The organism is Nonomuraea maritima (assembly GCF_900100395.1).
Taxonomy (GTDB): domain Bacteria; phylum Actinomycetota; class Actinomycetes; order Streptosporangiales; family Streptosporangiaceae; genus Nonomuraea; species Nonomuraea maritima.
This window is the reverse complement of sequence record NZ_FNFB01000002.1, coordinates 223841-246553: the sequence shown is the minus strand read 5'-3', so window position 1 is coordinate 246553 and position 22713 is coordinate 223841. Positions and strand designations below refer to the sequence as shown.

Here is a 22713-nt window from a genome sequence, read left to right as displayed (position 1 = left end):
TTGAACGCCTTCGCCGTCACCTTCGAAGGCCGCCTGACCCCCACCACCCGCTAAAACAAGTCACGCTGAGTTACACCGTCTACTGGACAGGCCCTTCGCGGCGGCCTTGCTGTCCACTGCCTACAGCAAGCTGATCCCGATTCACGAATGGTGGGGCGACGGACCGGATGCCGTGGACAGGGACATGCTGTTCATCGTCCGCTTCATCCTGCAGGTTGCCTATGTACCTACGATCATCTCCTGCGCCCTGCCGGTCCGTTCGCGGACCATGCGCATTCTCTCGGTGCTCCTGGGAATCGCGATCGCCGTATTCCTGGTGAGACTTCCTGAGTGAGTTCGGCTCAGAAGGTGTTGTAGCGGCCGTCGTGATAGAGGAGGGGCGGGCCGTCGCCGGGGGTGGCGAGGGCGGTGACCTGGCCCACGACGATGGAGTGGTCGCCGCCGTCGTACACGGCCTTCGTCACGCACTCCACCGTGGCGAGGGCCTCGTCGAACAGCGCCACCTGCGAGTCCCCGCGATGGTGGGCCCACTTGGCGAGCTGACCGTTCAGCGGACGCCCCCGGTGGGAGAAGAAGCGCGACGCCTCCTCCATCGAGGCCGGCAGCACCGACACTCCCCACGCCCCCGCCTCCAGCACCGCGTCGTGGAAGCGGGACACCTTCTCGGCGCAGAACAGCACGAGCAGCGGGTCGAGGGAGACCGAGGTGAAGGAGTTGACCGTCATGGCGTGGTCGACGTCGGCAACCCGCGTGGTGACGATCGCGACCCCGGTGGCGAACCGGCCGACGACCTTGCGGTAGGTCCCTGAGTCGATGGGCCGATCCATGAATCGCACCTTGCCACTTTATGGCCTTAAGTCGGGTTCTTCGGTGTGTACCCCCGCAGCAACCACGATCCACTTCCCGCCGAGGGCGACATCACGTACGCGATCACCAGCGCGGCCAGACCGCCGTACAGGTAGACGTAACCGGCGGCGCCTCGCGCGATCACCAGGTCGCCCACCCGCAGCTCCAGCGTGAACGGCATCGTGACCAGCAGCCACCCCACCGCCGTCACCAGCGCCCCGAGCCGGGCCCGCATCAGCTTGCCCGCGCCCAGGCACACCCCGAACAGCGCCAGCACCCACAGGACGGCCGCAGCAGGGAACGGCCCGAACTGCAACGACGGGTGGGTGAACCCGCCCACGACCCCCATGACGATACCCAGCACGAACAGCATGCCGTACGCCGCCCCTCCGAGGGCCGACTCGGCCTGGCTGCGATGCTCCATGCCCGAGAGGTTAGTGGATGCCCGCGAACAGGTCGTTCTCGCGGTTGTACGGCTCGCCGACGCCCCCGGCCTCGACGGGCGGCCCCGGCACCGGCGGTCCGGCCACGCCCATGGCCAGGATGTAGTGCTCGACGCCGAGCACCTCCTGGCCGATGTTGTTGGACAGCGCGAACCAGGTGCCGCGCACCGTGATCTGGGTGGCGTGCGCCCGCATGGCCTCGATCTTGTTGCCGGCCCACGGCCGGGCGTCGATCTCGGTGGTGACGGCTTCGTCGGTGCAGCCGTACGGGATGTCGTCGACGTCCTCGATGGTGAACCCGAGACCCGCCTCGCGCAGCCCCTCCACCCCGCGCCGCATGACGGACCGGGGCAGGGCCGTGTGGTAGAACTTCGCGACCTGCCAGGGCTCGCCCTCGCCGAACCCGGGCTTGGCGGCCAGCTCGTACGCCCGGCGCGCGACCCGGTGGGCCTGGATGTGGTCGGGGTGACCGTAGAAGCCGTTGTCGTCGTACGTGACGAGCACCTGCGGGCGCACCTCGCGGATGACCTTGACCAGCTCGCCCGCCGCCTCGTCGAGGTCGGCCCCCCAGAAGGCCTTCGGGTGGTCGTTGGAGGCGGCGCCCATCATGCCGGAGTCGCGCCAGCGCCCCGGGCCGCCGAGGAAGCGGTGGTCCTCCACGCCGAGCGCCTGGCAGGCGGCGGCCAGCTCGCCGATGCGGTACGCGCCGAGCGCGTCGTCGCGGTCGGCGGCCAGGTGGGCGAGGTCGGCGGGGATGATCTCGCCCTCCTCGCCGAGCGTGCAGGTCACAAGCGTGACGTGGCTGCCCTCTGCGGCGTACTTGGCCATGGTCGCGCCGGTGCCGATCGTCTCGTCGTCGGGGTGGGCGTGCACGAACAGCAGGCGGCGATCAGTCATAGCCCCGAGCGTAACAATGGTGTGGTCCTGGCAGGATTGAGCCCATGAGTGAGAGCTTCCCGCGTCTGTCTGCCCGGACCCGCAGGTTCACCCTCGGGGTGCCTCGGGGCTTCACCATCTCCCCCGACGGCGGCCGGGTGGTATTCCTCCGTACGAAGTCGGGCACCGACCCGGTGACCTGCCTGTGGGAGCTCGACACCGAGACCCACGTCGAACGCCTGGTGGTCGATCCGCGCACGCTGCAGTCCGACGAGGAGAACCTTCCTCCCGAGGAGCGGGCCCGTCGTGAGCGCAGCCGCGAGGCGGCCGGCGGTGTGGTCGCGTACACCACCGACACCGCGGTGACCACGGCGAGCTTCGCGCTGTCCGGCGCCCTGCACGTGACCGACCTGGCGAGCGGCGCGACGCGCCGCCTCGACACCCCCGGCGCGGTCATCGACCCGCGCCTGTCCCCCGACGGACGCCATGTCTCCTACGTCACCGGCGGCGCCCTGCGCGTCCAGGACCTGGTGACGGGCGACGACCGCGCGCTCGCCGAGCCCGAGTCCGGGACGGTGACGTACGGTCTGGCGGAGTTCATCGCGGCCGAGGAGCTGGATCGGATGCGCGGCCACTGGTGGTCGCCTTCGGGCGACGCGCTGCTGGTCGAGCGGAGCGACGAGGCCCCCGTGCAGGAGTGGCACATCGCCGACCCGGCCAACCCCGGCCGCCCGCCGGTGGCCCAGCGCTACCCGGCCGCGGGCACGCCCAACGCCGCCACCGAGCTGTTCGTGCTGGGCCTCGACGGCTCGCGGGTGGCGGTGCCGTACGACGAGGAGTACCTCGTGACGGCGGCCTGGGACTCCCACGCGCTGTCCATCGTGACGCTGACCCGCGACCAGCGGACCATGCGGCTGTTCACGGTCGACCCCGCGACCGGCGCCTCCACGCTCGTGCGCGAGGACACCGACCCCGCCTGGGTCGACATCATCACGGGCGTCCCCGCCCACCTCGACGACGGCTCGCTGGTGTGGGTCGCCAACGGCGAGGGCGGCCACCGGCTGTTCGTCGGCGACCGCGCGGTCACGCCGCCGACGCTGCAGGTTCGGGCGGTGCTCGACGTCGACCACGACAGCGTGCTGTTCAGCGCGAGCGGCGACCCGACCGAGATCCAGCTGTGGACGTGGGACGGCCACTCGCTCCTGCCCGTCTCGACCCGTTCCGGGGTGTTCTCCGGGCGCATGGCGGGCGGGGTCGGCGTGCTGACCGAGCAGAGCCTCGACGACGAGGGCGTCTCCACCACGGTCGTGCGCCGTGACGGCATGGCCGTGCCGATCCCGTCGTACGCCGAGCGTCCCGGCCTCGACCTGCGGGTCTCGATCGGCCGTGCGGGCAAGCGCGAGCTCGCCACCGCCGTGGTGCTGCCGTCCTGGTACGAGTCGGGCTCCGGCAAGCTGCCCGTCCTCATGGACCCGTACGGCGGGCCGCACGGGCAGCGGGTGCTGAACCGGCGGGGTGCGTTCCTCGAGAGCCAGTGGTTCGCCGAGCAGGGCTTCGCGGTCGTCGTGGCCGACGGGCGTGGCACCCCCGGCCGGGGGACGGCGTGGGAGCGGGCGGTGCTCAACGACCTCGCGACCCCGGCGCTGGAGGACCAGATCGACGCCCTGCAGGGCGTGGCCGAGCAGTACCCCGACGACCTCGACCTGTCCCGGGTCGCCATCCGCGGCTGGTCGTTCGGCGGGTTCCTGGCGGCGCTCGCGGTGCTGCGGCGTCCCGACGTGTTCCACGCGGCGGTGGCCGGTGCGCCGGTGACCGACTGGCGGCTGTACGACACGGGTTACACCGAGCGCTACCTCGGCCACCCCGACGAGCAGCCCGACGTGTACGACAAGTCGTCGCTGTTCGCGGACGCCGACAAGCTGGAGCGTCCGCTGCTGCTCGTCCACGGTCTGGCCGACGACAACGTCGTGGCCGCCCACACGCTGCGCCTGTCGTCGGCGCTGCTCTCGGCGGGCCGTCCGCACAGCGTGCTGCCGCTGTCAGGCGTGACGCACATGACGCCGCAGGAGGTCGTGGCGGAGAACCTGCTGCTGCTCCAGGTCGAGTTCCTGAAGAAGGCGCTGGGCTGAGGCCCCTCCGCTGACGCGCCGGGCCCGGCCGACCGGGCCCGCCGCGCTCACGTGATCAGCCGGGCAGGCGGCCGGAGCCGGGGGCCGGCGCGGTGCGGGTCAGCCGGGCAGGCGGCCGGGGCCGGGCTCGGCGCGGTGCGGGTCAGGCGGGCCGGTGGTCGGGGTCGGGCTCGGCGCCGCCGTGCCAGCTGCTCCACAGGGCCGCGTACGAGCCGCCCGCCGCCACGAGCTCGTCGTGCGACCCCAGCTCGCTGATGCGGCCGCCCTCCACCACGGCCACCCGGTCGGCGTCGTGGGCGGTGTGCAGCCGGTGCGCGATGGCGATCACCGTACGGCCCTCCAGGACGGCGGCCAGCGACCGTTCGAGGTTGCGGGCGGCGCGCGGGTCGATGAGGGAGGTGGCCTCGTCGAGCACCAGCGTGTGCGGGTCGGCCAGCACCAGGCGGGCGAGGGCGAGCTGCTGCGCCTGGGCGGGTGAGACCGTGAGACCGCCGGAGCCGACCGCCGTGTCGAGACCGTCGGTCAGCGCCAGCACCCAGTCGAGCGCGTCGACCGCGCCGAGGGCCTTGCGCACGTCGGCGTCGGAGGCGCCAGGACGGGCGATCAGCAGGTTGTCACGCAGGGAGCCCTTGAACAGGTGGTGCTCCTGGGTGACCAGCGCGACGTGCCCTCTCAGGTCGTCGAGCGGCAGCTCGACCAGCGGCACCCCGCCCACCTTCACCGACCCGCTGCGCGGCCCGTGGATGCCCGCGAGGAGCCGTCCGAGGGTGGATTTGCCCGCACCCGACGGCCCGACCATGGCCAGCCGCTCGCCGGGCCGGACGGTCAGCGAGACGCCGTGCAGCACGTCGCGGCCCTCGCGGTAGGCGTACCGGACCTCGGACGCCTCCAGCAGCTCGCCGGCCGGCCGCGCGTCGCCGGCCTGCCGGTCGTCGCCCACGTTGGCGACGCCCAGCAGCCGTGCCATGGACGCAGCGCCGACCTGCAGCTCGTCGATCCACATGAGGAACCGGTCGAGCGGGTCGATGAGCTGCTGGGCGTACAGGGTGGCGGTGGTGACCTGGGCGAGCGTCACCCAGCCCGAGGTGTAGAACAGGCCGCCCACCAGCAGCGCCGCCACCACGGGGATGACGTAACCGAGCTCCACGGCCGGGTACCAGACGGTGCGCAGCCCGAGCGTGTAGCGTTCGGCGGCGAACGAGCGGGCGATGTCGCGGTCGGCGCGGTCGCGGCGGCGCTGCTGCAGGCCGAGCGCCTCCACGGCGCGAGCGCCCTCGACGGTCTCGGCCAGGCCCTCGGTGAGGTCGGCGTACGCGGCGTTCTCGCGCAGGTAGCCGTCGCGCGCCCGGCGGAGGTACCACCGGGTGGAGATCGCGATGACCGGCCCCGCGAGCAGCATGGGCAGCATGAGCAGCGGGCTGACCAGCAGCAGCGCGCCGATTGTGATCACGAACGTGACCAGCGCGATGAGCGTCTCCGGCACGGCGTGGCGCACCGTGCGCGACAGGGAGTCGACGTCGCGGGAGGTGCGGGTGATCAGGTCGCCCGAGCCGGCGCGTTCGACGGTGGACAGCGGCAGCGCGAGCACCCGGTCGACGAACTCCTCGCGCAGCTCGGCGAGCACCCGCTCGCCCAGCCGGGACGACGCCAGCACCGCGTACCGGACGAGGACGCCCTGCAGCAGCAGGAACGCCGCGATGCCGACGGCGACCCAGACCACGTTGACCTCGGCGCCGTGCTGGACGTCCTCCACCAGCGAGCCGAGCAGCGCCGGCACGACGAGCCCGGCCACGGCGGCCAGGCCGTGCAGCGCGAGGGCGACGGAGAGCTGGCGCGGGTACTTGAGCGTCAGCCGCCGCGCGTAGGCGCGGACCTGTTGACGGTCGGCGACCGGCAGGATGTCGCGGGCCATGGATCAGTCCTCCCCGCGCGTCACGGTCGCGGCGTAGTCGGGCGAGCTGTCCAGCAGCCTCCGGTGGGGGCCCTCGGCCCGCACCCGGCCGTCGTGGACGTGGATCACGTGGTCGGTGTGGTCGAGCACGAGCGGGCTGGTCGTGCAGACGAGGGTGGTGCGGCCGGCCCGCGCCTTGGCGAGGCGCTCGGCGATGCGCGCCTCGCTGTGGGCGTCGACGGCGCTGGTGGGCTCGACCAGGATCAGCACCTCGGGGTCGGCCAGCAGCGCCCTGGCCAGGCGCAGGCGCTGCTGCTGCCCGCCGGAGAACTCGCGGCCGGCCTCCGACACCTCGGCGTCGAGCCCGTCGGGCAGTGCCTCGACGATGTCGGTGGCGCAGGCCGTGTCGAGTGCCTGCCAGATCTCGTCGTCGGTGGCCTCGCCGCGGATGTCGAGCTCGTCGCGGAGCCGGCCGTTGAACAGCCGGGCGCCGTTGTCGGCGACCAGGATGCGGGAGCGGACCTCGGCGAGCGGCAGCGTGCTCAGCTCGGCGTCGCCGAAGGTGACGTCGCCGTCGGCGTAGCGGCCGAGCCGGTCGGCGATGGCGATGGCCTCGTCGGGCACGCCGGACGCGACGGCGGTGAGGGTGCCTGGCCGCACGGTGACGCCGCTGGCGGGGTCGCGCAGCACGCCGCCCTTGCTCTGCCCTGACCCGCCGGCCATCTCGGGGTCGATGGACAGGATGCGGATGACGCGCCCGGCCGCGACGTGGCCCTTGGTCAGCTTGTCGGCCGCCTCGGTGAGGGTGCGCATGGGGCCGATGAGGAAGACCGCGTACAGGTAGAACGCGACGAGCTGGCCGGTCGGGATCTGCCCCGCGACCGCGAACGACGCGCCGACGCCGGTGACGACCGCGATGAGCAGCCCCGGCAGCACGATCTGCGCGCCTTCGAGCACCGACTCGATCGTGGCGACGCGTACGCCGGCGTGCCGGACGCGCTGCGACTCGTCGCGGTAACGCTCGGAGAAGACCTGTTCGCCGCCGATGCCGCGGAGCACCCGCAGCCCGGCCACGATGTCGGCCGCGCGGGTGGACAGCTCTCCGGTCAGCTCGCGCTGGTGGCGCTGGCGCCGGTGCAGCGGGCGCAGCAGCGGCCCGACGGCGACGGCCATGAGCGGCACGCCGAACAGCACGAGCAGCCCGAGCGGCAGCGACGTCGAGATGAGGATCACGGTGACGGTCACGATGGCGACGACCGCGCCGGTGCCGCGCAGCAGGATGTCCATCGAGCTGCCGATGTGGGCGATGTCGGAGTTGCCGACGCTGACCACCTCGCCGGTCGACAGCCGTTTCGGCAGCGTCGCGCCGAGCCGGGCGGACTGGCGGGTGGTGAGCTGGACGGTGCGGTAGGCGGCGGCCAGCCAGTTGTAGACGGCCATCCGGTGCCGCATGATGCCGGCCAGCGCCTGGACGAGCCCGAGCCCGAGCAGGACGGCCGACCACAGCAGCAACGCCCCCGTGTCCTTGGCGGTGACGGCCTCGATGCCCTGCCCGAGCGCGGCCGGCATCAGCGCCTGGACGAGCCACCACAGGATGGCGTAACCGATGCCGACCAGCAGCGGACCGCCCTGCCGTCGAGCGTTCCACCACAGGAAACGGAGGGGGCCGCGGAGATCGGGCAGGCCGGGATCGGCCTCAGGAAGGGAGCGCATAGCGCGACCACCTTGGCAAGGCGGAGGGTCTCCCGGCAAACCATTTTCGCCGGTCATGGTCATGTAGCGGCCCGTTCGACGGACCTGAAGGCGCGCAGCGCGTACGCCAGCGCGGCCGCGGCGGTGGCGGCCAGCAGGAGGTAGCCGAGCGTGTAGGCGCCGGTCGCGGCGAAGACCGCACCCATCACCAGGGGCGGGAAGTAACCGCCGAGCCCGCCGGCCGCGCCGACCAGCCCGGTCACCGTCCCGACCCTGGACGGCTCCACCAGGCGGGCCACCAGCGCGAACACGCCGCCCGCGCCGAGGCCGAGGAAGAACGCCATGGCGACGTAGCTCGCCCCGGCGGGCACCTCGGCCGGCGGGTGGAAGGCGAGCACCAGCGCCAGCAGCGCCGTGCCGGCGAAGGAGATCCGCAGCACCCGGACCGGCCCGATCCGGTCCGACAGCGCCCCGCCCGCCGGTCGGGACAGGACCGCCGCGACGGAGAACCCCGCCGTGCGCAGCCCGGCGTCGGTCTGCGTGAAGTGGTAGACGGTCTGCAGCAGTGTCGGCAGGTAGGTGGAGAACGCCACGAAACCCCCGAAGGCGACCGCGTACAGGAACGCGCTCTGCCAGGTCGCCCTGATCGTCAGGGCCTCGCGCATCCGGGGCAGCGCCGGGGCTGTCGCGCGCGTCCATCGCGGGGAGTCGCGGCTCGCGAGCAGCATGACCACGCCCACGGCCGCGAGCAGCGCCGCCATGAGCAGGTGCGCGGCGGGCCGCCCGAACGCCTCGACGACGCGCGGGGTGAGGAACGCCGACAGCGCCGTCCCGCCCATGCCCGCGCCGAAGACGCCGGTCGCGAAGCCCCGGCGCTCTGGCTCGTACCAGGCGTTCACGAACGGGACGCCGACCGCGAACGAGGTGCCGGGGATCCCCAGCACGAACCCCCAGAACAGCAGCCATCCGTACGAGTCGGACCAGCCGACGAACAGCACGGGCACGATGGAGGCGAAGCAGATGAGCGCGAACATGCGCCGCCCGCCGAGCCGGTCGGTCAGCACGCCCACCGGGATCCGTCCCAGCGAGCCGACCAGCACGGGGATCGCGACCAGCAGCGAGGTCTGCGTCGGCGACAGGTCGTGCCGCCCGGTGTAGCCGCCCGCCAGCGGCCCGATGAGATTCCAGGCCCAGAACGTCACGGCGAACGCACCTGTCGCCAACCCGAGGTTCAGTCCCTGCCCTCTACGGATGTCACGCATGCACCCTGTGTAACAGATAGTTACGATCTGTGATCGTCCGGGGGTGCGGCCACACAGGCGGGGGTGCGCGTGCTCTTTACAGGGTGCACGGGCCGGTCGGTGGTCGTGGTGCTCGTTCTGTCGCCGGTCAGCCGCCCGGGGCGGGGTGCTGTGCTTCGCCGGGGCGGGGGGTTCGTCCTTACATCGTGTATCGGAGGCGTGCCGGGACCGCCCGGGACGGGTGCGGGTGCGTCAGAATCGAGCCTTGTGAGGCACGGGTACACGAACAGCACGGTCGGCGACGGCGCCCTGGTCGTGAAGTGCTACCAGGGTCCTGAGGCGGCGTTCCGGCTGGCCACGGAGAGCAGATATCTGCGCCGCCTGCGCGGCCGGTTGCCGGTCCCGCGCGTCCACCAGGCCACCCCGACCAGCCTGACCGTACGCTTCGTCGCCGGCAGCCACGGCCAGGACCTGCTCGACGACGGCCGGGCGCCCGAGGTGCTCGCCGAGTGCGGCCGCATGCTGGGCCGCGTCCATCGGCTCGGCATCGTGCACGGCGACTACGGCCCGCAGAACATGCTGTTCGACCCGGCCACGTTCGAGACCACCGCGATCCTCGACTGGGAGTGGGCACACCCCGGCCCGCCCGTCGAGGACCTCGCCTGGTGCGAGTGGATCGTCCGTGCGCACCACCCCGAGCACGTGCCGCTGCTGCCACACTTCTTCGCCGCCTACGACGGCGACGTCCCGCCGTGGGACGAGCGCCACGCGGCCATGGTGACGCGCTGCCGCGAACTGCTCGACTTCTGCGGACGATGGGAGCCGGGCGGCGAGGGCGAGAAACTCTGGCGCGAACGCCTCGACACCACCACCTCCTGGACGGAGAACACCACCTGAGGTGCCGGCAGCGCTGCGCCCACGCGGCCTCGATGGGAGGGCGCGTGGGCACAGCGACGGGCGTTAGATGGTGAATTCGCCCCGATCAGCGCCCTGCAGGAACGCCCTCCACTCCCCCGGAGTGAAAATCAGTGCGGGCCCTTGCGGGTCCTTGCTGTCGCGGACGGCGACGATTCCGGGAAGATTCGTGGCGACTTCCACGCACTGCCCGTTGTCTCCGCTCGCGCTGGATTTACGCCATTGCGCATTGCCGAGGTTCAGTTGATCCATTTCCTGACCGCATTCTCTATTGTCTGTTGACTCTCGCTTTTCGGCTGCGCATGCGCTCTGATGGTGTCGTACCTCTGCTTGAGGACGACCACCGCTTCGTGGTCACCTGTGACCTGCCCGGACAGCACCGAATCGGCCGAGACGACCTCGGATCCGTCACGCAGGCGCGCGAATGCGAATGCACTCATCATGCCAGCAGCGCAGCCCGCTGTGGTGGGAACCAGCTGCACAGTGATGCGCGGATGATAGGAGATCTCCAGCAAATAGCTCAGCTGCTTCGCGAGCACATCGACGCCGCCGATGGGCCGATGCAGCACGCCCTCGTCGATGAGCGCGAGAAACGTGGGAGCCTGCGGCCCGTCGAAAATTCCGATACGTCTGATTCGAGCTTGTACGCGTTCCTCCACGAGCTCCGGTGAAGCGCCGGCGGAGAAGATCGCGTGAGCATATTCGGCGGTCTGCAGCAGTCCGGGAATGAGCAGAGGGTCCCAGGACTGGAGAATCACGGCCTGTGGCTCGATCTCTTCCACCCACCGGGCGAACCACCCAAGAGCGGGCGATTGCGATATGCGTCGGAACAGGTCGACAAAATGCCCGTCAAGTCCGAATGCCTTGTCCGCGCCCTGCGCGAAATCCAGGGTGGGCGCACGGCGGCCCGTCTCGATGTGGCTGACGAGCGACTCGTGGCAGTTGACACGAGCCGCGAGCGCCGCCTGCGTCAGCCGGGCTGACCTGCGCTGTTCGGCGAGGTCGGCGGCGAAACGTGCCCTGGGTGACAGCTGGTAACCCGGCCGGTTGTCCACGGCGTCTCCACGATCGCGGGGCGGGATTCTGGTGCCTGTTACTGGATCGTGACAACGATACGACAATCAATACAGAGATCATGTCGTTCTTTGTCGGATCGCCTTCATGAGATTGGCGTACCGAATCTACCCGCGAACACTCATGCTAGGAGCCTGCACAGCGAAAAACAACGGGGCCCCTTTCTAGGGAAATCGGATGATTCGGTGATTCTCATGGCAGCTGGCACCATACCTACGCAGACGCCGGACGTTACCCCCTGGAAAGACACCACGCTGCGCCGCAGCAGGGAAGCGCCGCGGCAGGCCCGGCAGGCGATCAAGCGCTGGCTGGCCGACACCCACACCTCCCTCTGCTCCGACGTCCTGCAGGTGGTCTCCGAGCTGGTGAGCAACGTGATCGAGCACGTGCCCGCGGGGCCGCAGCGCGACTGGCTGGAGGTGCGGCTCGGACACGGGCCCGGCTTCGTCCGCCTGGAGGTGATCGACCCGGGCACACCAGGACGGCAGCCGCGCTTCGCTCCGCTGCGGCAGAGCTCCCTCGACCTGTCGGGCCGCGGCCTCGGCATCGTGGCCGCCCTGTCCGTACGCTGCGGCAGTCACCTCGTCGACCACGGCCACCGCGTCGTGTGGGCCGACCTCGCCCCCGCGACGCTGTCAGAGGCCGGCGGGCAGGTCGCGCAGGCGGCGGATCGGGCTCGCCAGCAGCACCCCGATCGAGCCGAGCTGTAGCACCGCCATCAGCCACAACGTCTCGCGCACGCCGATCGCCTGGCCCAGCGCGCCGCCGAGCAGGCCGCCGAGCGGGACGGCGCCGTAGTTCAGCGCCGAGGTGCTCGCCGTGACCCGGGCGAACAGGTCCTTCGGGCAGTACTGCTGGCGGAAGGTGCTGGTCATGATGTTCGAGGCGACGATGCCCGCGCCGACGCCGAAGCCCCCGACCGCGAAAAGCGCGAGGCCGCCGCTCGGACCGAGCAGCAGCATCGGCGCGGCGAACGCCTCGCACAGCAGGAACCCGCGCGCCGTCCCGAACCGTCCGGCGACGCGCCCGGCCACCACCGCGCCGCACAGCCCGCCCGCGCCGGCCAGCGCCAGCACGACGCCCACCTGTCCAGGGCCCGCCCCCAGATCACGGGCGAGGAACACCACCTGGATCGACTGGTAGCCCATGAGCGCGATGTTGGACACCGCGCTGAAGACGGTGAGCGTCCGCAAGTAGACGTCGCCCCGCACGAACCGCAGACCGGCACGGATCTCGGCGAGCATCCGCCGTTCCGAGGCGGCGACGGCCTCGCCGCGCGGCTCCCTGACCCGTACGGACCGCAGGCACAGCACGGCGACGCCGAAGCTGAGAGCGTCGGCGAGCACGCCGCTCACGGCGCCGAAGGCCTGCGCGAGCAGCCCGGCCAGCCCCGGGCCCGCGATCTGCGCGGCCGACTCGCTGCCCTGGAGCCGGGTGTTGGCCTCCAGCAGCCGTCCGCTCTCGACCAGGTACGGGAGGTACGCCCGGTAGGCGAGGCTGAAGAACACCCGTGCGACGCCGCCCGCCACGGCGACCACGAGCAGGTGCGCCATCGTGAGCGCGCCGAGCCAGGCCGCGACCGGCACGCTCGCGAACACCGCCATCGAGACGGCGTTCGACGCCAGCATGACGGGCCGTTTGGGCAGCCGGTCCACCCACGCGCCTGCGGGCAGCCCGGCCACCAGCCACGGCAGCCAGGCGGCCGCGGTCAGCAGCCCTACGGCGAACGTGCTCGCCTCCAGGGTCACGACGGCCACCAGCGGCATCGCCACCGCGGCCACGGAGCTGCCGAGCATGCTGGTCGTCTCGCCGGCCCACAGCAGCCGGAAGTCGCGTCGCCCCAGCAGCCCGGGCCGCGACGGCGAGCGGGTGCTCACGGCTGCCCGGGAACCGCGCGTACGGTCAGGAAGACGAGCTCGCGCTCCTCGCCGTCGTCGGGGATCTCGCGGTCGCTCAGCTCGGTGAGCAGGGCGAGGACGCGCTTCTCCAGCTCGGCGAGCTCGGCGACCGACAGGCGCGCCCAGTGGTCGGAGGTGAACGCCGCCCGCCGCCACGGCTCCGGGTACGTGTCGCGCCGGGCGAACCACTGCCTGGCCAGGTCGCTCTGCCGGTCGAGCACCAGCGACTCGGCCGCCGCGGCGACGGGGTCGTCGGGGAAGTCGGCCGGCGACCAGGCGAGCACCGCCGGCGCGCGCCGCCACCAGCGTTCCCGGCGGTCGCGCGCCAGCTCGGGCGCCTCCTCGACCAGGTCAGTTCCGGCGAGGACCTTCAGGTGGTGGCTGATGTTGCCGACGGCCTGCCCGGTGGCGGCGGCCAGCACGGACGCGGTGGCGGGCCCGTCCACCCGCAGGATGTCGAGGAGGCGCCGGCGCAGGGGGTGGGCCATCGCGGCGAGCACCTTCGAGTCGTGCACCTCGCGGACCGAACGATCAGGCATCGCCCCACCCTAGATGCACAAGAGCTCTTGCACAACAGATCCTGTACGTAAAATGAGTGGGAATCCCTCCCTGTCCGCGCCAATACTGATCGCGAACCAGTGAGGAGATCACTTCATGCCGAACCAGCCCGCACCCAACCTGCTGTCGTGGGCCAGCGAGATCGACGAAGGCGCGATCACGCAGGCCGCACGCGCCGCCCGCCTGCCGTTCGTCGCAGGCCACGTCGCTCTCATGCCGGACGCGCACGTCGGCATCGGCGCGACGGTCGGCTCGGTGATCCCCACCGAGAACGCGATCATCCCCGCCGCCGTGGGCGTCGACATCGGCTGCGGCATGGTGGCCACCGAGACCACGCTCACCGCCGCCGACCTGCCCGACACCCTCGCCGCCCTGATGCCGATGGTCGAGCACCGCATCCCCGCCGGCGTCGGCAAGGGCCACGCCGACCCGTCGATCGACCGCGCGCTCGACGACCTCGGCCTCCCCCACACCGACCTCGACCCGAAGCAGACCAGGAAGGTGGCCGAGCAGTTCGGCACCCTCGGCTCAGGCAACCACTTCGTCGAGGTCTGCCTCGACGAGCGCGACCGCGTCTGGACGGTCCTGCACTCGGGCTCGCGCGGCATCGGCAACCAGCTCGCCACGAAGCACATCGTGGGCGCCAAGAAGCTGATGAAGCGGCAGGAGATCGGCCTGGAGGACCCCGACCTGGCCTACCTCGTGCAGAGCACGCCCGAGTTCACCGCGTACGTCGAGGACATGCTGTGGGCGCAGCGCTACGCGATGGCCTCGCGCGCCCGGATGGACAAGGTGCTGGTCAACGCCCTGTTCCACGTGGCCGGTGGGGGGCGGCGCGTCCGTACGATCAACTGCCACCACAACTTCACCCAGCGGGAGACCCACTACGGCAAGTCCCTGTGGATCACCCGCAAGGGCGCCATCAAGGCCGACGTCGGCGACGAGGGCGTGATCCCGGGGTCGATGGGCACGCGCTCGTACATCGTCCGCGGGCGCGGGAACCCCGAGTCGTACCACTCCTGCTCCCACGGCGCGGGCCGCCGCATGTCGCGGGCGAAGGCGAAGCGGGAGCTGTCGGCCACCTCGCTGGCCGAGGCCATGGGCGGCCGCACCTGGAACAGCGACCGGGCCGCCGCGCTCGTCGACGAGCACCCGGCGGCGTACAAGCCGATCGACCAGGTCATGGCCGACCAGCGGGACCTCGTCGAGGTCCAGCACACCCTGCGCCAGATCTTCAACTACAAGGGGTGAACACGCGGGTCCCGCCTGCCGGGTGACGGCGGAAGCGAGGCTCGTCCCGCCACCGGCGGGACGAGCCGTCGGGGGTCAGCCCTTGAAGTTGGCGTCGGTCCAGCCGGCGTCGAGCAGGGCGGTGGAGTTCCACACGGTGCCCGGTTCGAGGCCCGCCTGCAGCCCGCCCGGCTTGACCACGACGTTCTCCCTGGCCAGCGCGCGCCCGGTGGCCACGTCGAACACCAGGCGGTCCTCCAGGACGGCGGGGCCGGGCACGTCCTCCGTGACGGACACGGCCGTGCCCCGGCGCCCCTCGGAGTCGGTCACGTTCTCCGTGACCCGCACCCCGTCGAGGCCGGCCAGCATGCGGAACGCCGCCCCGCGCACCTCGGGCGTCACCGGCATGTCGGTGACGAGCCCCACGCCCACCTTGAACAGCCAGACGTCCGCGGACATCTCCTCGTCCGCGCTCTCGGTGCCGTGCCCGTCGTACGCGGCCTCGAGCCACTTCTTCAGCCGCGCCGGGTCGGCCGGCAACCGCCGCAGGTCCTTCATGGTGATGTTGCGGCCCAGCCAGAACACCTTGTCGCCGTCCAGCAGCGGGGCGTGCTCCGTCCGCACCTTGCCCTCGGCCATCGGCACGACGAAGCGCTTCGTGCCCCCGATCATCTTCGCGGCGACCGTGATCTCGGACGGCGAACCGGCCTGTTCCCAGGCGGCGCGGTCCTCGTCGGTGACGGGGTGCGCGCCGAGCGACTGGCCGCGCGACCACGTCTCGCCGCCGGTGGCGCGGGGTGTCCACATCTCGCTGCGGCCCACGTCCATGATCCGGTAGCCGCCCTTCTCGGCGACGTACAGGTTCCGCGACACCGACGTGGTGTGCCAGTAGGCGCCGCGTCCCTCCGGTCGGCTCTCGGCGCTTCCTGCCGCGGCGAGCAGCACGTCGCGGGCCGAGAGCCGTACCGTCGCCTGCGTGGTGGCCAGGGCGGAGGTGGCCGGGGTCGTGCGTGGCGTCACCGGCTGCGCGCCGTTGCTCGTGATGACCACCGCCGCCGCGGTCGCGGCGGCCGCTCCGGCGAGCCCGAGGCTCCACACCGGCCGCACGACGCGGCGGGTCCGCCGGGACTGGCGGGACTGTCGGGGCGCCGCCATGGCGCGGGTCAGCTCGGCTGCCCTCGTACGTTCGTCCACCGGCTGGTCGCCGAGGTGGGCGGGCCGGGCGGCCCGGAGTTCGTCGATCGGGTTCATGACCACTCCTCGCTGAGGTTCCGCACGGCGGGGATGGGAGGCAGGGCCGGTTCCGCGGCCTCCATGGCCTCCTTGAGGCGTTTGCGTGCCCGGTGCAGCCGCACCCGGAACGCCGCCGAGGAGCACCCGACGACGCGGGCCCCCTCCTTGGGCGACAGCCCGTGCCAGGCGACGAGGACGAGGATCTCCCGGTCGTCCTCGTGCAGCGCGGCCAGGGCGCGCAGCACGCCGATGCGCTGGGTGACCTCGTCGGCGACGTCGCCTTCTGTCCAGGCCCGCAGCTCAGCGGCCAGCGCCTCCCTGCGCACCTCGGCCCGTATGTTGTCGCGCAGCACGTTGCGGGCGACGCCGAGCAGCCACGGGAGCGCCGGTTCCGGCACGTCGTCCAGCCTCCGCCAGGCGATCGCGAACGTCTCGCTCACCACCTCGTCCGCCACCTGCCGGCCCGCGCGACTGACCACGTAGGCCCACACGCGTTGCCGGCATTCGTCGTACATGCCGGTGAACCGGTGCGCGTCATCCGTCACCCGCCCAGCCCCTTCGTTCGGATTACGTTCGTCCAACACCAGGAAGTGGGCCGAACGTCCCCGTTGTTACCGGATGCCCCAAATTTTTCTCAGCCCGGTCACTCGCCGGTGTACAGACGGGCCAGGTCGACGAGCTCGACGTCGGCGCGCCCGTCGGCCACCTCCACCAGGTCGCGAGTGAACCCCGCACGAGCGAAGAGCAGCAGTTTGGGCTGCTTGTCCACCCGGGCTTCCGGAAGCAGGGCGCGCAGATGCTCCAGCCGCTGGAGCTGAGGGACGCCCACGGGAGCGAGCGTGCCCTTGGCCTCACCGATCGCCGTGATCCGGTCGGCGGCGAACGAGGTCGTCTCGGTCACCACGACGTCGATCTCGTGCCCCTGGCGGTGCGCACGGCACGGGATCTCACTGGGGCGCACGGCGCTCGCGGTCCCGCCGAGCGTGTCGGCGCCGGCATGCAGAAGACACCACTCGCGGGCCAGGTCCTCGAAGTGGGGACCGTAGATCTTCGCAGCCACCGTGTCGGCGTTGGAGCGCCATACCCGTGCCGCTTGGCCGCTGACGAGTTCCGGCTCCCGCCGCTGCATGATCAGCTGGTGCAGCCGGACGATCGGTTCCGTAATCTTGAAGCTGCCGCGCCTCTCCCGAAGGGCGTCGTTCAGCTGTTCGACCAGCCCGATCTGTTGCAGGCCGGTGAGCAGATGGCCCAATGCGGTCGCCGGGCGGCCGAGGGCGGAGGCTATCTCCGTACGGCGGTGGTTGCCCGCGCTGATGGCCGTCAGCACTGCGGCGTACGACGTGGGGTCGGCGATCGACGGCTCCTCGCGTAGCAGCAGCCCTCCCTCCCGGAACATCGCCGAGGCCGGGTTCAGCAACCGCCGCTCGACCCACCGGTCGAACCCGTCGAGGGTCGACGGTCCGGAACCACCACACATCTCGAGGTATGCGGGCGTGCCACCGACGAGCGCGTTCACCCGGAATGCCAGCTCAGGATCGCCGGACAAACCCCAGAATGCAGCGGCATCCCGGAATCCGAAGGGGCGAACGATCAGTTCCAGCACCGCCCGACCGCGCAGCGGAGCGCCTCCCCCAAGCAGTTGAGCCATCGTCGTGAGAGCGCTGCCGCAGAGGATCAGGCGCGTGCGGGTGTGTTCCTTCGCGTAGCCAGTGGGGCTGAGCGCCTGCTGCAGATAGGAAGGGAGAGCCGGGGTGACGGCCACCAGATAGGGGAACTCGTCGATGATGACGGGCGTGGCGCGCTCCTCGCCGAGCCGGAGCAGTTCGTCGAGCCCCTCACGCCAGTCGCGGAACGAGATCGGATGCCGCAGACCCTTGTAAGCGGCGTACGCTGCACCCAGATCGGCGAGGTTCTGCGACTCCGTTTGCTGGGTGGCCGCGAAGAGCATGCCACCGGTCTGCTGGGCAAGCAGTTCGAGCATGAGCGTCTTGCCCTGGCGGCGACGGCCGTACACGAGCCCCAAAGTGGCTCCTCGCGTGGGCGAGGCGGCGAAATCGATCAGCTCCGCCCACTCGGCGTCACGGCCGAACAGGCGCTCAGGTTTGGCTGTCATCAAACAATTATAGACACACCTATAATTGTTGTGGCTCTATTTCCGTCCACGCATGCGAACGCCCGGGCGCGGCGGGCGCCCGGGCGTTCTGATGGGACGGCTACTTGGCGTTGGCCTTCAGGTAGTCGCTGTTCATCTGGGCGATGGCGTCCAGCGGGATGCCCTTGGGGCACACCGCGGTGCACTCACCGGTGTTGGTGCAGCCGCCGAAGCCCTCGGCGTCCATCTGGTCGACCATGGCCTTGGCCCGCGACAGCCGCTCGGGCTGTCCCTGGGGCAGCAGACCCAGGTGGGTGATCTTGGCTGCGGTGAACAGGGACGCCGACCCGTTCGGGCAGGCCGCGACGCAGGCGCCGCAGCCGATGCAGGTGGCCGCGTCGAACGCGTCGTCGGCGTCCTCCTTGCGCACCGGGACGCTGTGGGCGTCGGGCGCCGAACCGGCCGGCACCGAGACGAAACCGCCCGCCTGGATGATCCGGTCGAACGCGCTGCGGTCGACGACCAGGTCCTTCACGACCGGGAACGGCGCCGCCCGCCACGGCTCGATGGTGATCGTGGCGCCGTCCTCGAAGTGGCGCATGTGCAGCTGGCACGTCGTGGTCGCGCGCTGCTCGCCGTGCGCCACGCCATTGATGACCATGCCGCACATGCCGCAGATGCCTTCGCGGCAGTCGTGGTCGAAGGCGATCGGCTCGTCGCCCTCCACGATGAGGCGCTCGTTCAGGACGTCGAGCATCTCGAGGAAGGACATGTCCGGGGAGACGTCCTCCACCCGGTACGTCACCATGCGGCCCGCGTCCGAGGGTCCGCTCTGACGCCAGACCTTGAGGGTCAGATTCACTTGTAGCTCCGCTGGGTCATCTTGACGTACTCGTACTCGAGCGTTTCCTTGTGCAGGACGGGCCCGTCGGCGGTGTGCTCCCAGGCCGACACGTGCGCGAAGTGCTCGTCGTCGCGCAGGGCCTCGCCGTCGGCGTCCTGCGACTCGGCGCGGAAGTGGCCGCCGCACGACTCGGTCCGGACCAGCGCGTCGAGGCACATGAGCTCGGCCAGGTCGAAGAAGTCGGCGACGCGGCCGGCCTTCTCCAGCACCTGGTTCAGCTCCTCCGCGGTGCCGGTCACCTTGACGTTCTGCCAGAACTCCTCGCGCAGCTCGGGGATGCGCTCGAGGGCCTTGCGCAGCGACTCCTCGGTGCGCTCCATGCCGCAGTAGTCCCACATCAGCTTGCCGAGCTCACGGTGGAAGGAGTCGGGCGTACGGGTGCCGTTGACCGACATCAGCCGCTCGATCTTGTCGCGCACCTTGATCTCGGCCTGGGCCACGGCCTCCTCGTCGACGTCGCCGAACGGCCCGTCGGCGAGGTAGTCGCCGACGGTCGTCGGCAGCACGAAGTAGCCGTCGGCCAGGCCCTGCATCAGCGCGGACGCGCCGAGGCGGTTGGCGCCGTGGTCGGAGAAGTTGGCCTCACCGACGACGAACAGGCCGGGGATCGTGGACTGCAGGTCGTAGTCGACCCACAGCCCGCCCATCGTGTAGTGGACGGCCGGGTAGATGCGCATCGGCACGTCGTACGGGTTCTCGCCGGTGATGCGCTCGTACATCTCGAAGAGGTTGCCGTACTTCTTCTCGACGGCGTCGCGGCCGAGGCGGTTGATCGCGTCGCGGAAGTCGAGGTAGACGCCGAGCCCGCCGGGGCCGACGCCGCGGCCCTCGTCGCAGACGTTCTTGGCGGCGCGCGAGGCGATGTCACGCGGGACGAGGTTGCCGAACGCCGGGTAGATGCGCTCGAGGTAGTAGTCGCGCTCCTCGTCCGGGATGTCGCCGGGGGCGCGGGTGTCGTTCTTCTTCAGCGGCACCCACACGCGGCCGTCGTTGCGCAGCGACTCCGACATGAGCGTCAGCTTCGACTGGTACTCGCCCGACACCGGGATGCAGGTCGGGTGGATCTGCGTGTAGCAGGGGTTGGCGAAGTACGCCCCGCGCTCGTGCGCCCGCCAGATCGCCGTGGTGTTGCAGCCCTTGGCGTTCGTGGACAGGAAGAAGACGTTGCCGTAGCCGCCGGTGGCGAGCACCACGGCGTCGGCGAGGTGGCGCTCGATCTCGCCGGTCACCATGTCGCGCACGATGACGCCGCGCGCCCGGCCGTCGGAGATGATCAGGTCGAGCATCTCGTGGCGGGTGTGCATGGTGACGGTCCCGGCCGCGATCTGCCGCTCCAGCGCCTGGTACGCGCCCAGCAGCAGCTGCTGGCCCGTCTGGCCGCGGGCGTAGAAGGTCCGGGAGACCTGGGCGCCGCCGAAGGAGCGGGTGTCGAGCAGGCCGCCGTACTCGCGGGCGAACGGCACGCCCTGGGCCACGGCCTGGTCGATGATGTTCACCGAGACCTGGGCGAGGCGGTAGACGTTCGACTCGCGGGCGCGGAAGTCGCCGCCCTTCACGGTGTCGTAGAAGAGGCGGTAGATGCTGTCGCCGTCACCGCGGTAGTTCTTCGCGGCGTTGATGCCGCCCTGGGCGGCGATGGAGTGGGCGCGCCGCGGCGAGTCCTGGTAGCAGAACGAGGTGACGTTGTAGCCCAGCTCGCCCAGCGTCGCGGCGGCCGAGCCGCCGGCCAGGCCGGTGCCGACCACGATCACGTGCAGCTTGCGCTTGTTGGCCGGGTTGACCAGCCTGGCGCTGAACTTGCGCTTGTCCCAGCGGTCCTCGATCGGGCCCTCGGGAGCCTTGGTGTCCCGGATCTCGGGCCCTTCGGTGTACTTCACTTGACAACTCCGAACGTGATCGCGAGGGGCGGGGCCAGGAAGCCGAGCACCAGCACCACGGAGACCGCGGCGGCGGTCACGCGCAGCACGTGGTAGCGGTTGCGCTTGGCCCAGCCGAGCGTCTGGAAGGCGCTCCAGATGCCGTGGCGCAGGTGCAGACCGACCATGACGACGGCCACGGCGTAGATCAGCGTCACCCACCACCGCGAGGGGTCGAACCCGGCGACCATCCGGTCAGCGGGCTCGGAGTCGAAGCCCTTGGGGTTGACCACGCCGAAGGTGAGGTCGAGCAGGTGGTAGATGACGAACAGCACGATCGTCACGCCGCCCCAGCGCATGATGTGCGTGGTGTAACCGCCGGCCTGCGACTTCTTGGCGACGTACTTGACCGGGCGGGCGTGCGCCGCGCGGCGCGAGAGCGAGATGGCCGCCCACATGTGCAGCCCGACCGACGCGACCAGCACGATCTCCGTGATCGTGAGCAGGGTGCGGTACGGCAGGATGGGCTCGCCCAGCGTCCTCAGGGCATGGGCGTACTCGTTGAACGAGTCGTGCCCGAGGAAGATCTTGAGGTTGCCGATCATATGGGCGACGAGGAAGAGCACCATCACGGCGCCCGTGACGGCCATGACGACTTTCTTGCCGTTCGACGAGCTGAAGAACCCGCCTGGCCTCTTCCTCGTTGAGGACTTCTCTGGGGAGTTAACAGACGCGGTCGCTGAACCGCGCTCTATCGTGGCAGTCACGATTTCTGACGCTAGATATCCAGCATCGATCCGTCCAAGTCATCACAGGTCTCGTTTGCATAGCCTGAGGCTATGATGTGGGTAGGCGGGGCTTTATGCCGGTCTTACATCGCGCGGGTGCGAGGAATATCACATGCAGTTGCAGCAGCTCGCGTACTTCGTGGCGGTCGCCGAGACCCGGCACTTCACCCAGGCGGCGGAGCGCATGCGGGTCGCGCAGCCGTCGCTGAGCAAGCAGATCAAGGCACTGGAGGCCGATCTCGGCGCTCCGCTGTTCTCGCGGGCGCGCGGCAACGTCACGCTCACCGCCGCCGGCGAGGCCCTGCTGCCGCTGGCCCGCCGCATCCTCGCCGACACCGACACCGCCCGGCAGGAGGTGGCCCAGCTCGCCGGGCTGCGCCGCGGGCGCGTACGCCTCGGGGCCACGCCGTCGCTGTGCGCGGGGCTGCTGGCCGACGCGCTGGCCCGCTTCCACCGGGCGTACCCGGGCATCGAGCTGCTGGTGGAGGAGGGCGGCTCGCGCGACCTGGTCAGGGCGCTGGCCCGCGGGCAGCTCGACCTGTCGCTGATCATCATGCCGCTGCAGAGCGACGACCCCTCGCTCGCGACCCAGGAGATCCTGCGCGAGAACCTCGTCGTCGTCACCGCCTCCCACGAGCGCATGAAGAAGCCGTACCTGCGCATCGAGGAGCTGCGCGGGCGGCAGATGGTGATGTTCCGGCGCGGCTACGACCTGCGCGAGGCCACGCTGACGGCCTGCCGGCAAGCGGGCTTCGAACCCCGCTTCGCCGTCCAGGGCGGTGAGATGGACGCCGTGCTGCGGTTCGTGGAGGCGGGCCTGGGCGTGGCCGTGGTGCCGTCCATGGTGCTCGACGGACGTCCCGGCCTGTCCGGCACCCCGCTGGCACCGCCGGGCCTGAGCCGGACGATCGCGCTCGCCCACCGCAAGGACGTCGAGCCGACCAGGGCGGCGCAGGCGTTCCGTGAGACGTTGCTCACCTTCGTCGTCGAAGCCGGCCACGAGGGCACGCTTCCGCAAGGGGTGGAGCTCATCGCAGAATGAGCATC

The 22713-nt window shown here is 71.0% G+C and carries 22 protein-coding genes; 6 read left to right on the top strand and 16 right to left on the bottom strand.

What is annotated here, in order from left to right:
• Window positions 1–184 precede the first annotated feature (184 nt).
• The gene (locus tag BLR04_RS40450) at window positions 185–334 is read left to right on the top strand and encodes a hypothetical protein (protein WP_176902936.1); all 150 of its coding nucleotides are present in this window, start codon (window positions 185–187) and stop codon (window positions 332–334) included.
• A gap of 7 nt (window positions 335–341) precedes the next feature.
• Here BLR04_RS40450 and BLR04_RS04725 read toward each other — a convergent pair whose 3' ends face one another.
• From BLR04_RS04725 to mshB, 3 genes are read right to left on the bottom strand one after another with little or no spacing between them, the layout of a single operon-like run.
• Window positions 342–827, bottom strand: coding sequence for a flavin reductase family protein (locus BLR04_RS04725; protein WP_176902935.1), 486 nt, complete (start codon window positions 825–827; stop codon window positions 342–344).
• Window positions 828–853: 26 nt separating this feature from the next.
• Window positions 854–1270, bottom strand: a complete 417-nt coding sequence (locus BLR04_RS04720; RefSeq protein WP_090759961.1) for a DUF6113 family protein — start codon at window positions 1268–1270, stop codon at window positions 854–856.
• Window positions 1271–1280: 10 nt separating this feature from the next.
• Window positions 1281–2186 (bottom strand): N-acetyl-1-D-myo-inositol-2-amino-2-deoxy-alpha-D-glucopyranoside deacetylase, encoded by a 906-nt coding sequence (gene mshB, locus BLR04_RS04715; RefSeq protein WP_090759959.1) that lies wholly within the window; start codon window positions 2184–2186, stop codon window positions 1281–1283.
• A 44-nt stretch (window positions 2187–2230) separates the two neighbouring features.
• Between mshB and BLR04_RS04710 the strand changes: the two genes are divergently transcribed.
• Window positions 2231–4294, top strand: a complete 2064-nt coding sequence (locus BLR04_RS04710; RefSeq protein WP_090759957.1) for a S9 family peptidase — start codon at window positions 2231–2233, stop codon at window positions 4292–4294.
• Between the two features lie 142 nt (window positions 4295–4436).
• Here BLR04_RS04710 and BLR04_RS04705 read toward each other — a convergent pair whose 3' ends face one another.
• The 3 genes from BLR04_RS04705 to BLR04_RS04695 are packed head-to-tail and all read right to left on the bottom strand — an operon-like array spanning window position 4437 to window position 9139.
• A complete protein-coding gene (locus BLR04_RS04705; RefSeq protein ID WP_090759955.1) occupies window positions 4437–6206 on the bottom strand; it encodes an ABC transporter ATP-binding protein in 1770 nt (589 codons plus the stop codon).
• A gap of 3 nt (window positions 6207–6209) precedes the next feature.
• Window positions 6210–7898, bottom strand: coding sequence for an ABC transporter transmembrane domain-containing protein (locus tag BLR04_RS04700; RefSeq protein ID WP_090759953.1), 1689 nt, complete (start codon window positions 7896–7898; stop codon window positions 6210–6212).
• 59 nt (window positions 7899–7957) lie between these two features.
• Entirely contained in the window at window positions 7958–9139 is a 1182-nt protein-coding gene (locus tag BLR04_RS04695; protein WP_090759951.1) for an MFS transporter, read from the bottom strand.
• Window positions 9140–9385: 246 nt separating this feature from the next.
• Here BLR04_RS04695 and BLR04_RS04690 point away from each other — a divergent pair, with 246 nt between their 5' ends.
• Entirely contained in the window at window positions 9386–10015 is a 630-nt protein-coding gene (locus BLR04_RS04690) for a phosphotransferase (RefSeq protein ID WP_090759950.1), read from the top strand.
• Between the two features lie 63 nt (window positions 10016–10078).
• Here BLR04_RS04690 and BLR04_RS04685 read toward each other — a convergent pair whose 3' ends face one another.
• The gene (locus tag BLR04_RS04685; RefSeq protein WP_218128717.1) at window positions 10079–10285 is read right to left on the bottom strand and encodes a DUF397 domain-containing protein; all 207 of its coding nucleotides are present in this window, start codon (window positions 10283–10285) and stop codon (window positions 10079–10081) included.
• Window positions 10273–11088, bottom strand: a complete 816-nt coding sequence (locus BLR04_RS04680) for a helix-turn-helix domain-containing protein (protein WP_176902934.1) — start codon at window positions 11086–11088, stop codon at window positions 10273–10275. Before BLR04_RS04680 ends, BLR04_RS04685 begins: the two co-directional genes overlap by 13 nt.
• 213 nt (window positions 11089–11301) lie before the next feature.
• On the opposite strand from BLR04_RS04680, the gene BLR04_RS04675 reads away from it, so the two are divergent.
• Window positions 11302–11817, top strand: coding sequence for an ATP-binding protein (locus BLR04_RS04675; protein WP_090759946.1), 516 nt, complete (start codon window positions 11302–11304; stop codon window positions 11815–11817).
• On the opposite strand, the gene BLR04_RS04670 is transcribed toward BLR04_RS04675, so the two are convergent.
• Complete coding sequence (locus BLR04_RS04670; protein ID WP_090759944.1) at window positions 11743–12984, bottom strand: MFS transporter; 1242 nt, start codon at window positions 12982–12984, stop codon at window positions 11743–11745. The two genes, BLR04_RS04675 and BLR04_RS04670, sit on opposite strands and share 75 nt — an antisense overlap.
• Window positions 12981–13544, bottom strand: coding sequence for a winged helix-turn-helix domain-containing protein (locus BLR04_RS04665; protein WP_090759942.1), 564 nt, complete (start codon window positions 13542–13544; stop codon window positions 12981–12983). Before BLR04_RS04665 ends, BLR04_RS04670 begins: the two co-directional genes overlap by 4 nt.
• 115 nt (window positions 13545–13659) lie before the next feature.
• Here BLR04_RS04665 and BLR04_RS04660 point away from each other — a divergent pair, with 115 nt between their 5' ends.
• The gene (locus BLR04_RS04660; RefSeq protein WP_090759940.1) at window positions 13660–14814 is read left to right on the top strand and encodes an RtcB family protein; all 1155 of its coding nucleotides are present in this window, start codon (window positions 13660–13662) and stop codon (window positions 14812–14814) included.
• Between the two features lie 75 nt (window positions 14815–14889).
• Here the strand turns inward: BLR04_RS04660 and BLR04_RS04655 are convergent, their stop codons facing one another.
• From BLR04_RS04655 to BLR04_RS04630, 6 genes are all read right to left on the bottom strand, one after another.
• The gene (locus tag BLR04_RS04655) at window positions 14890–16044 is read right to left on the bottom strand and encodes a CU044_5270 family protein (RefSeq protein ID WP_143021956.1); all 1155 of its coding nucleotides are present in this window, start codon (window positions 16042–16044) and stop codon (window positions 14890–14892) included.
• Window positions 16041–16571, bottom strand: a complete 531-nt coding sequence (locus tag BLR04_RS04650; protein ID WP_245740028.1) for an RNA polymerase sigma factor — start codon at window positions 16569–16571, stop codon at window positions 16041–16043. The genes BLR04_RS04655 and BLR04_RS04650 overlap by 4 nt, the downstream gene beginning before the upstream one ends.
• A 98-nt stretch (window positions 16572–16669) precedes the next feature.
• Window positions 16670–18139, bottom strand: a complete 1470-nt coding sequence (locus BLR04_RS04645) for an AAA family ATPase (protein ID WP_090759935.1) — start codon at window positions 18137–18139, stop codon at window positions 16670–16672.
• Between the two features lie 100 nt (window positions 18140–18239).
• Complete coding sequence (locus tag BLR04_RS04640; RefSeq protein WP_090759934.1) at window positions 18240–18980, bottom strand: succinate dehydrogenase/fumarate reductase iron-sulfur subunit; 741 nt, start codon at window positions 18978–18980, stop codon at window positions 18240–18242.
• Window positions 18977–20899, bottom strand: a complete 1923-nt coding sequence (locus BLR04_RS04635) for a fumarate reductase/succinate dehydrogenase flavoprotein subunit (protein WP_090759932.1) — start codon at window positions 20897–20899, stop codon at window positions 18977–18979. The genes BLR04_RS04640 and BLR04_RS04635 overlap by 4 nt, the downstream gene beginning before the upstream one ends.
• Complete coding sequence (locus BLR04_RS04630; protein WP_090759930.1) at window positions 20896–21645, bottom strand: succinate dehydrogenase cytochrome b subunit; 750 nt, start codon at window positions 21643–21645, stop codon at window positions 20896–20898. The genes BLR04_RS04635 and BLR04_RS04630 overlap by 4 nt, the downstream gene beginning before the upstream one ends.
• Before the next feature lie 133 nt (window positions 21646–21778).
• Between BLR04_RS04630 and BLR04_RS04625 the strand changes: the two genes are divergently transcribed.
• A complete protein-coding gene (locus BLR04_RS04625; protein WP_090759928.1) occupies window positions 21779–22708 on the top strand; it encodes a LysR family transcriptional regulator in 930 nt (309 codons plus the stop codon).
• Window positions 22709–22713 lie beyond the last annotated feature (5 nt).

Bases quoted from the DNA above. Each gene is read 5' to 3' on its own strand.
- BLR04_RS04665 (WP_090759942.1), bottom strand. From the start codon at position 13,544: ATGCCTGATCGTTCGGTCCGCGAGGTGCACGACTCGAAGGTGCTCGCC.
- BLR04_RS04655 (WP_143021956.1), bottom strand. From the start codon at position 16,044: ATGAACCCGATCGACGAACTCCGGGCCGCCCGGCCCGCCCACCTCGGC.
- BLR04_RS04625 (WP_090759928.1), top strand. From the start codon at position 21,779: ATGCAGTTGCAGCAGCTCGCGTACTTCGTGGCGGTCGCCGAGACCCGG.
- BLR04_RS04725 (WP_176902935.1), bottom strand. From the start codon at position 827: ATGGATCGGCCCATCGACTCAGGGACCTACCGCAAGGTCGTCGGCCGG.
- BLR04_RS04685 (WP_218128717.1), bottom strand. From the start codon at position 10,285: ATGGATCAACTGAACCTCGGCAATGCGCAATGGCGTAAATCCAGCGCG.
- BLR04_RS04700 (WP_090759953.1), bottom strand. From the start codon at position 7,898: ATGCGCTCCCTTCCTGAGGCCGATCCCGGCCTGCCCGATCTCCGCGGC.
- BLR04_RS04660 (WP_090759940.1), top strand. From the start codon at position 13,660: ATGCCGAACCAGCCCGCACCCAACCTGCTGTCGTGGGCCAGCGAGATC.
- BLR04_RS04695 (WP_090759951.1), bottom strand. From the start codon at position 9,139: ATGCGTGACATCCGTAGAGGGCAGGGACTGAACCTCGGGTTGGCGACA.
- mshB (WP_090759959.1), bottom strand. From the start codon at position 2,186: ATGACTGATCGCCGCCTGCTGTTCGTGCACGCCCACCCCGACGACGAG.
- BLR04_RS04645 (WP_090759935.1), bottom strand. From the start codon at position 18,139: ATGACAGCCAAACCTGAGCGCCTGTTCGGCCGTGACGCCGAGTGGGCG.
- BLR04_RS04710 (WP_090759957.1), top strand. From the start codon at position 2,231: ATGAGTGAGAGCTTCCCGCGTCTGTCTGCCCGGACCCGCAGGTTCACC.
- BLR04_RS04675 (WP_090759946.1), top strand. From the start codon at position 11,302: ATGGCAGCTGGCACCATACCTACGCAGACGCCGGACGTTACCCCCTGG.
- BLR04_RS04705 (WP_090759955.1), bottom strand. From the start codon at position 6,206: ATGGCCCGCGACATCCTGCCGGTCGCCGACCGTCAACAGGTCCGCGCC.
- BLR04_RS40450 (WP_176902936.1), top strand. From the start codon at position 185: ATGCTGTTCATCGTCCGCTTCATCCTGCAGGTTGCCTATGTACCTACG.
- BLR04_RS04720 (WP_090759961.1), bottom strand. From the start codon at position 1,270: ATGGAGCATCGCAGCCAGGCCGAGTCGGCCCTCGGAGGGGCGGCGTAC.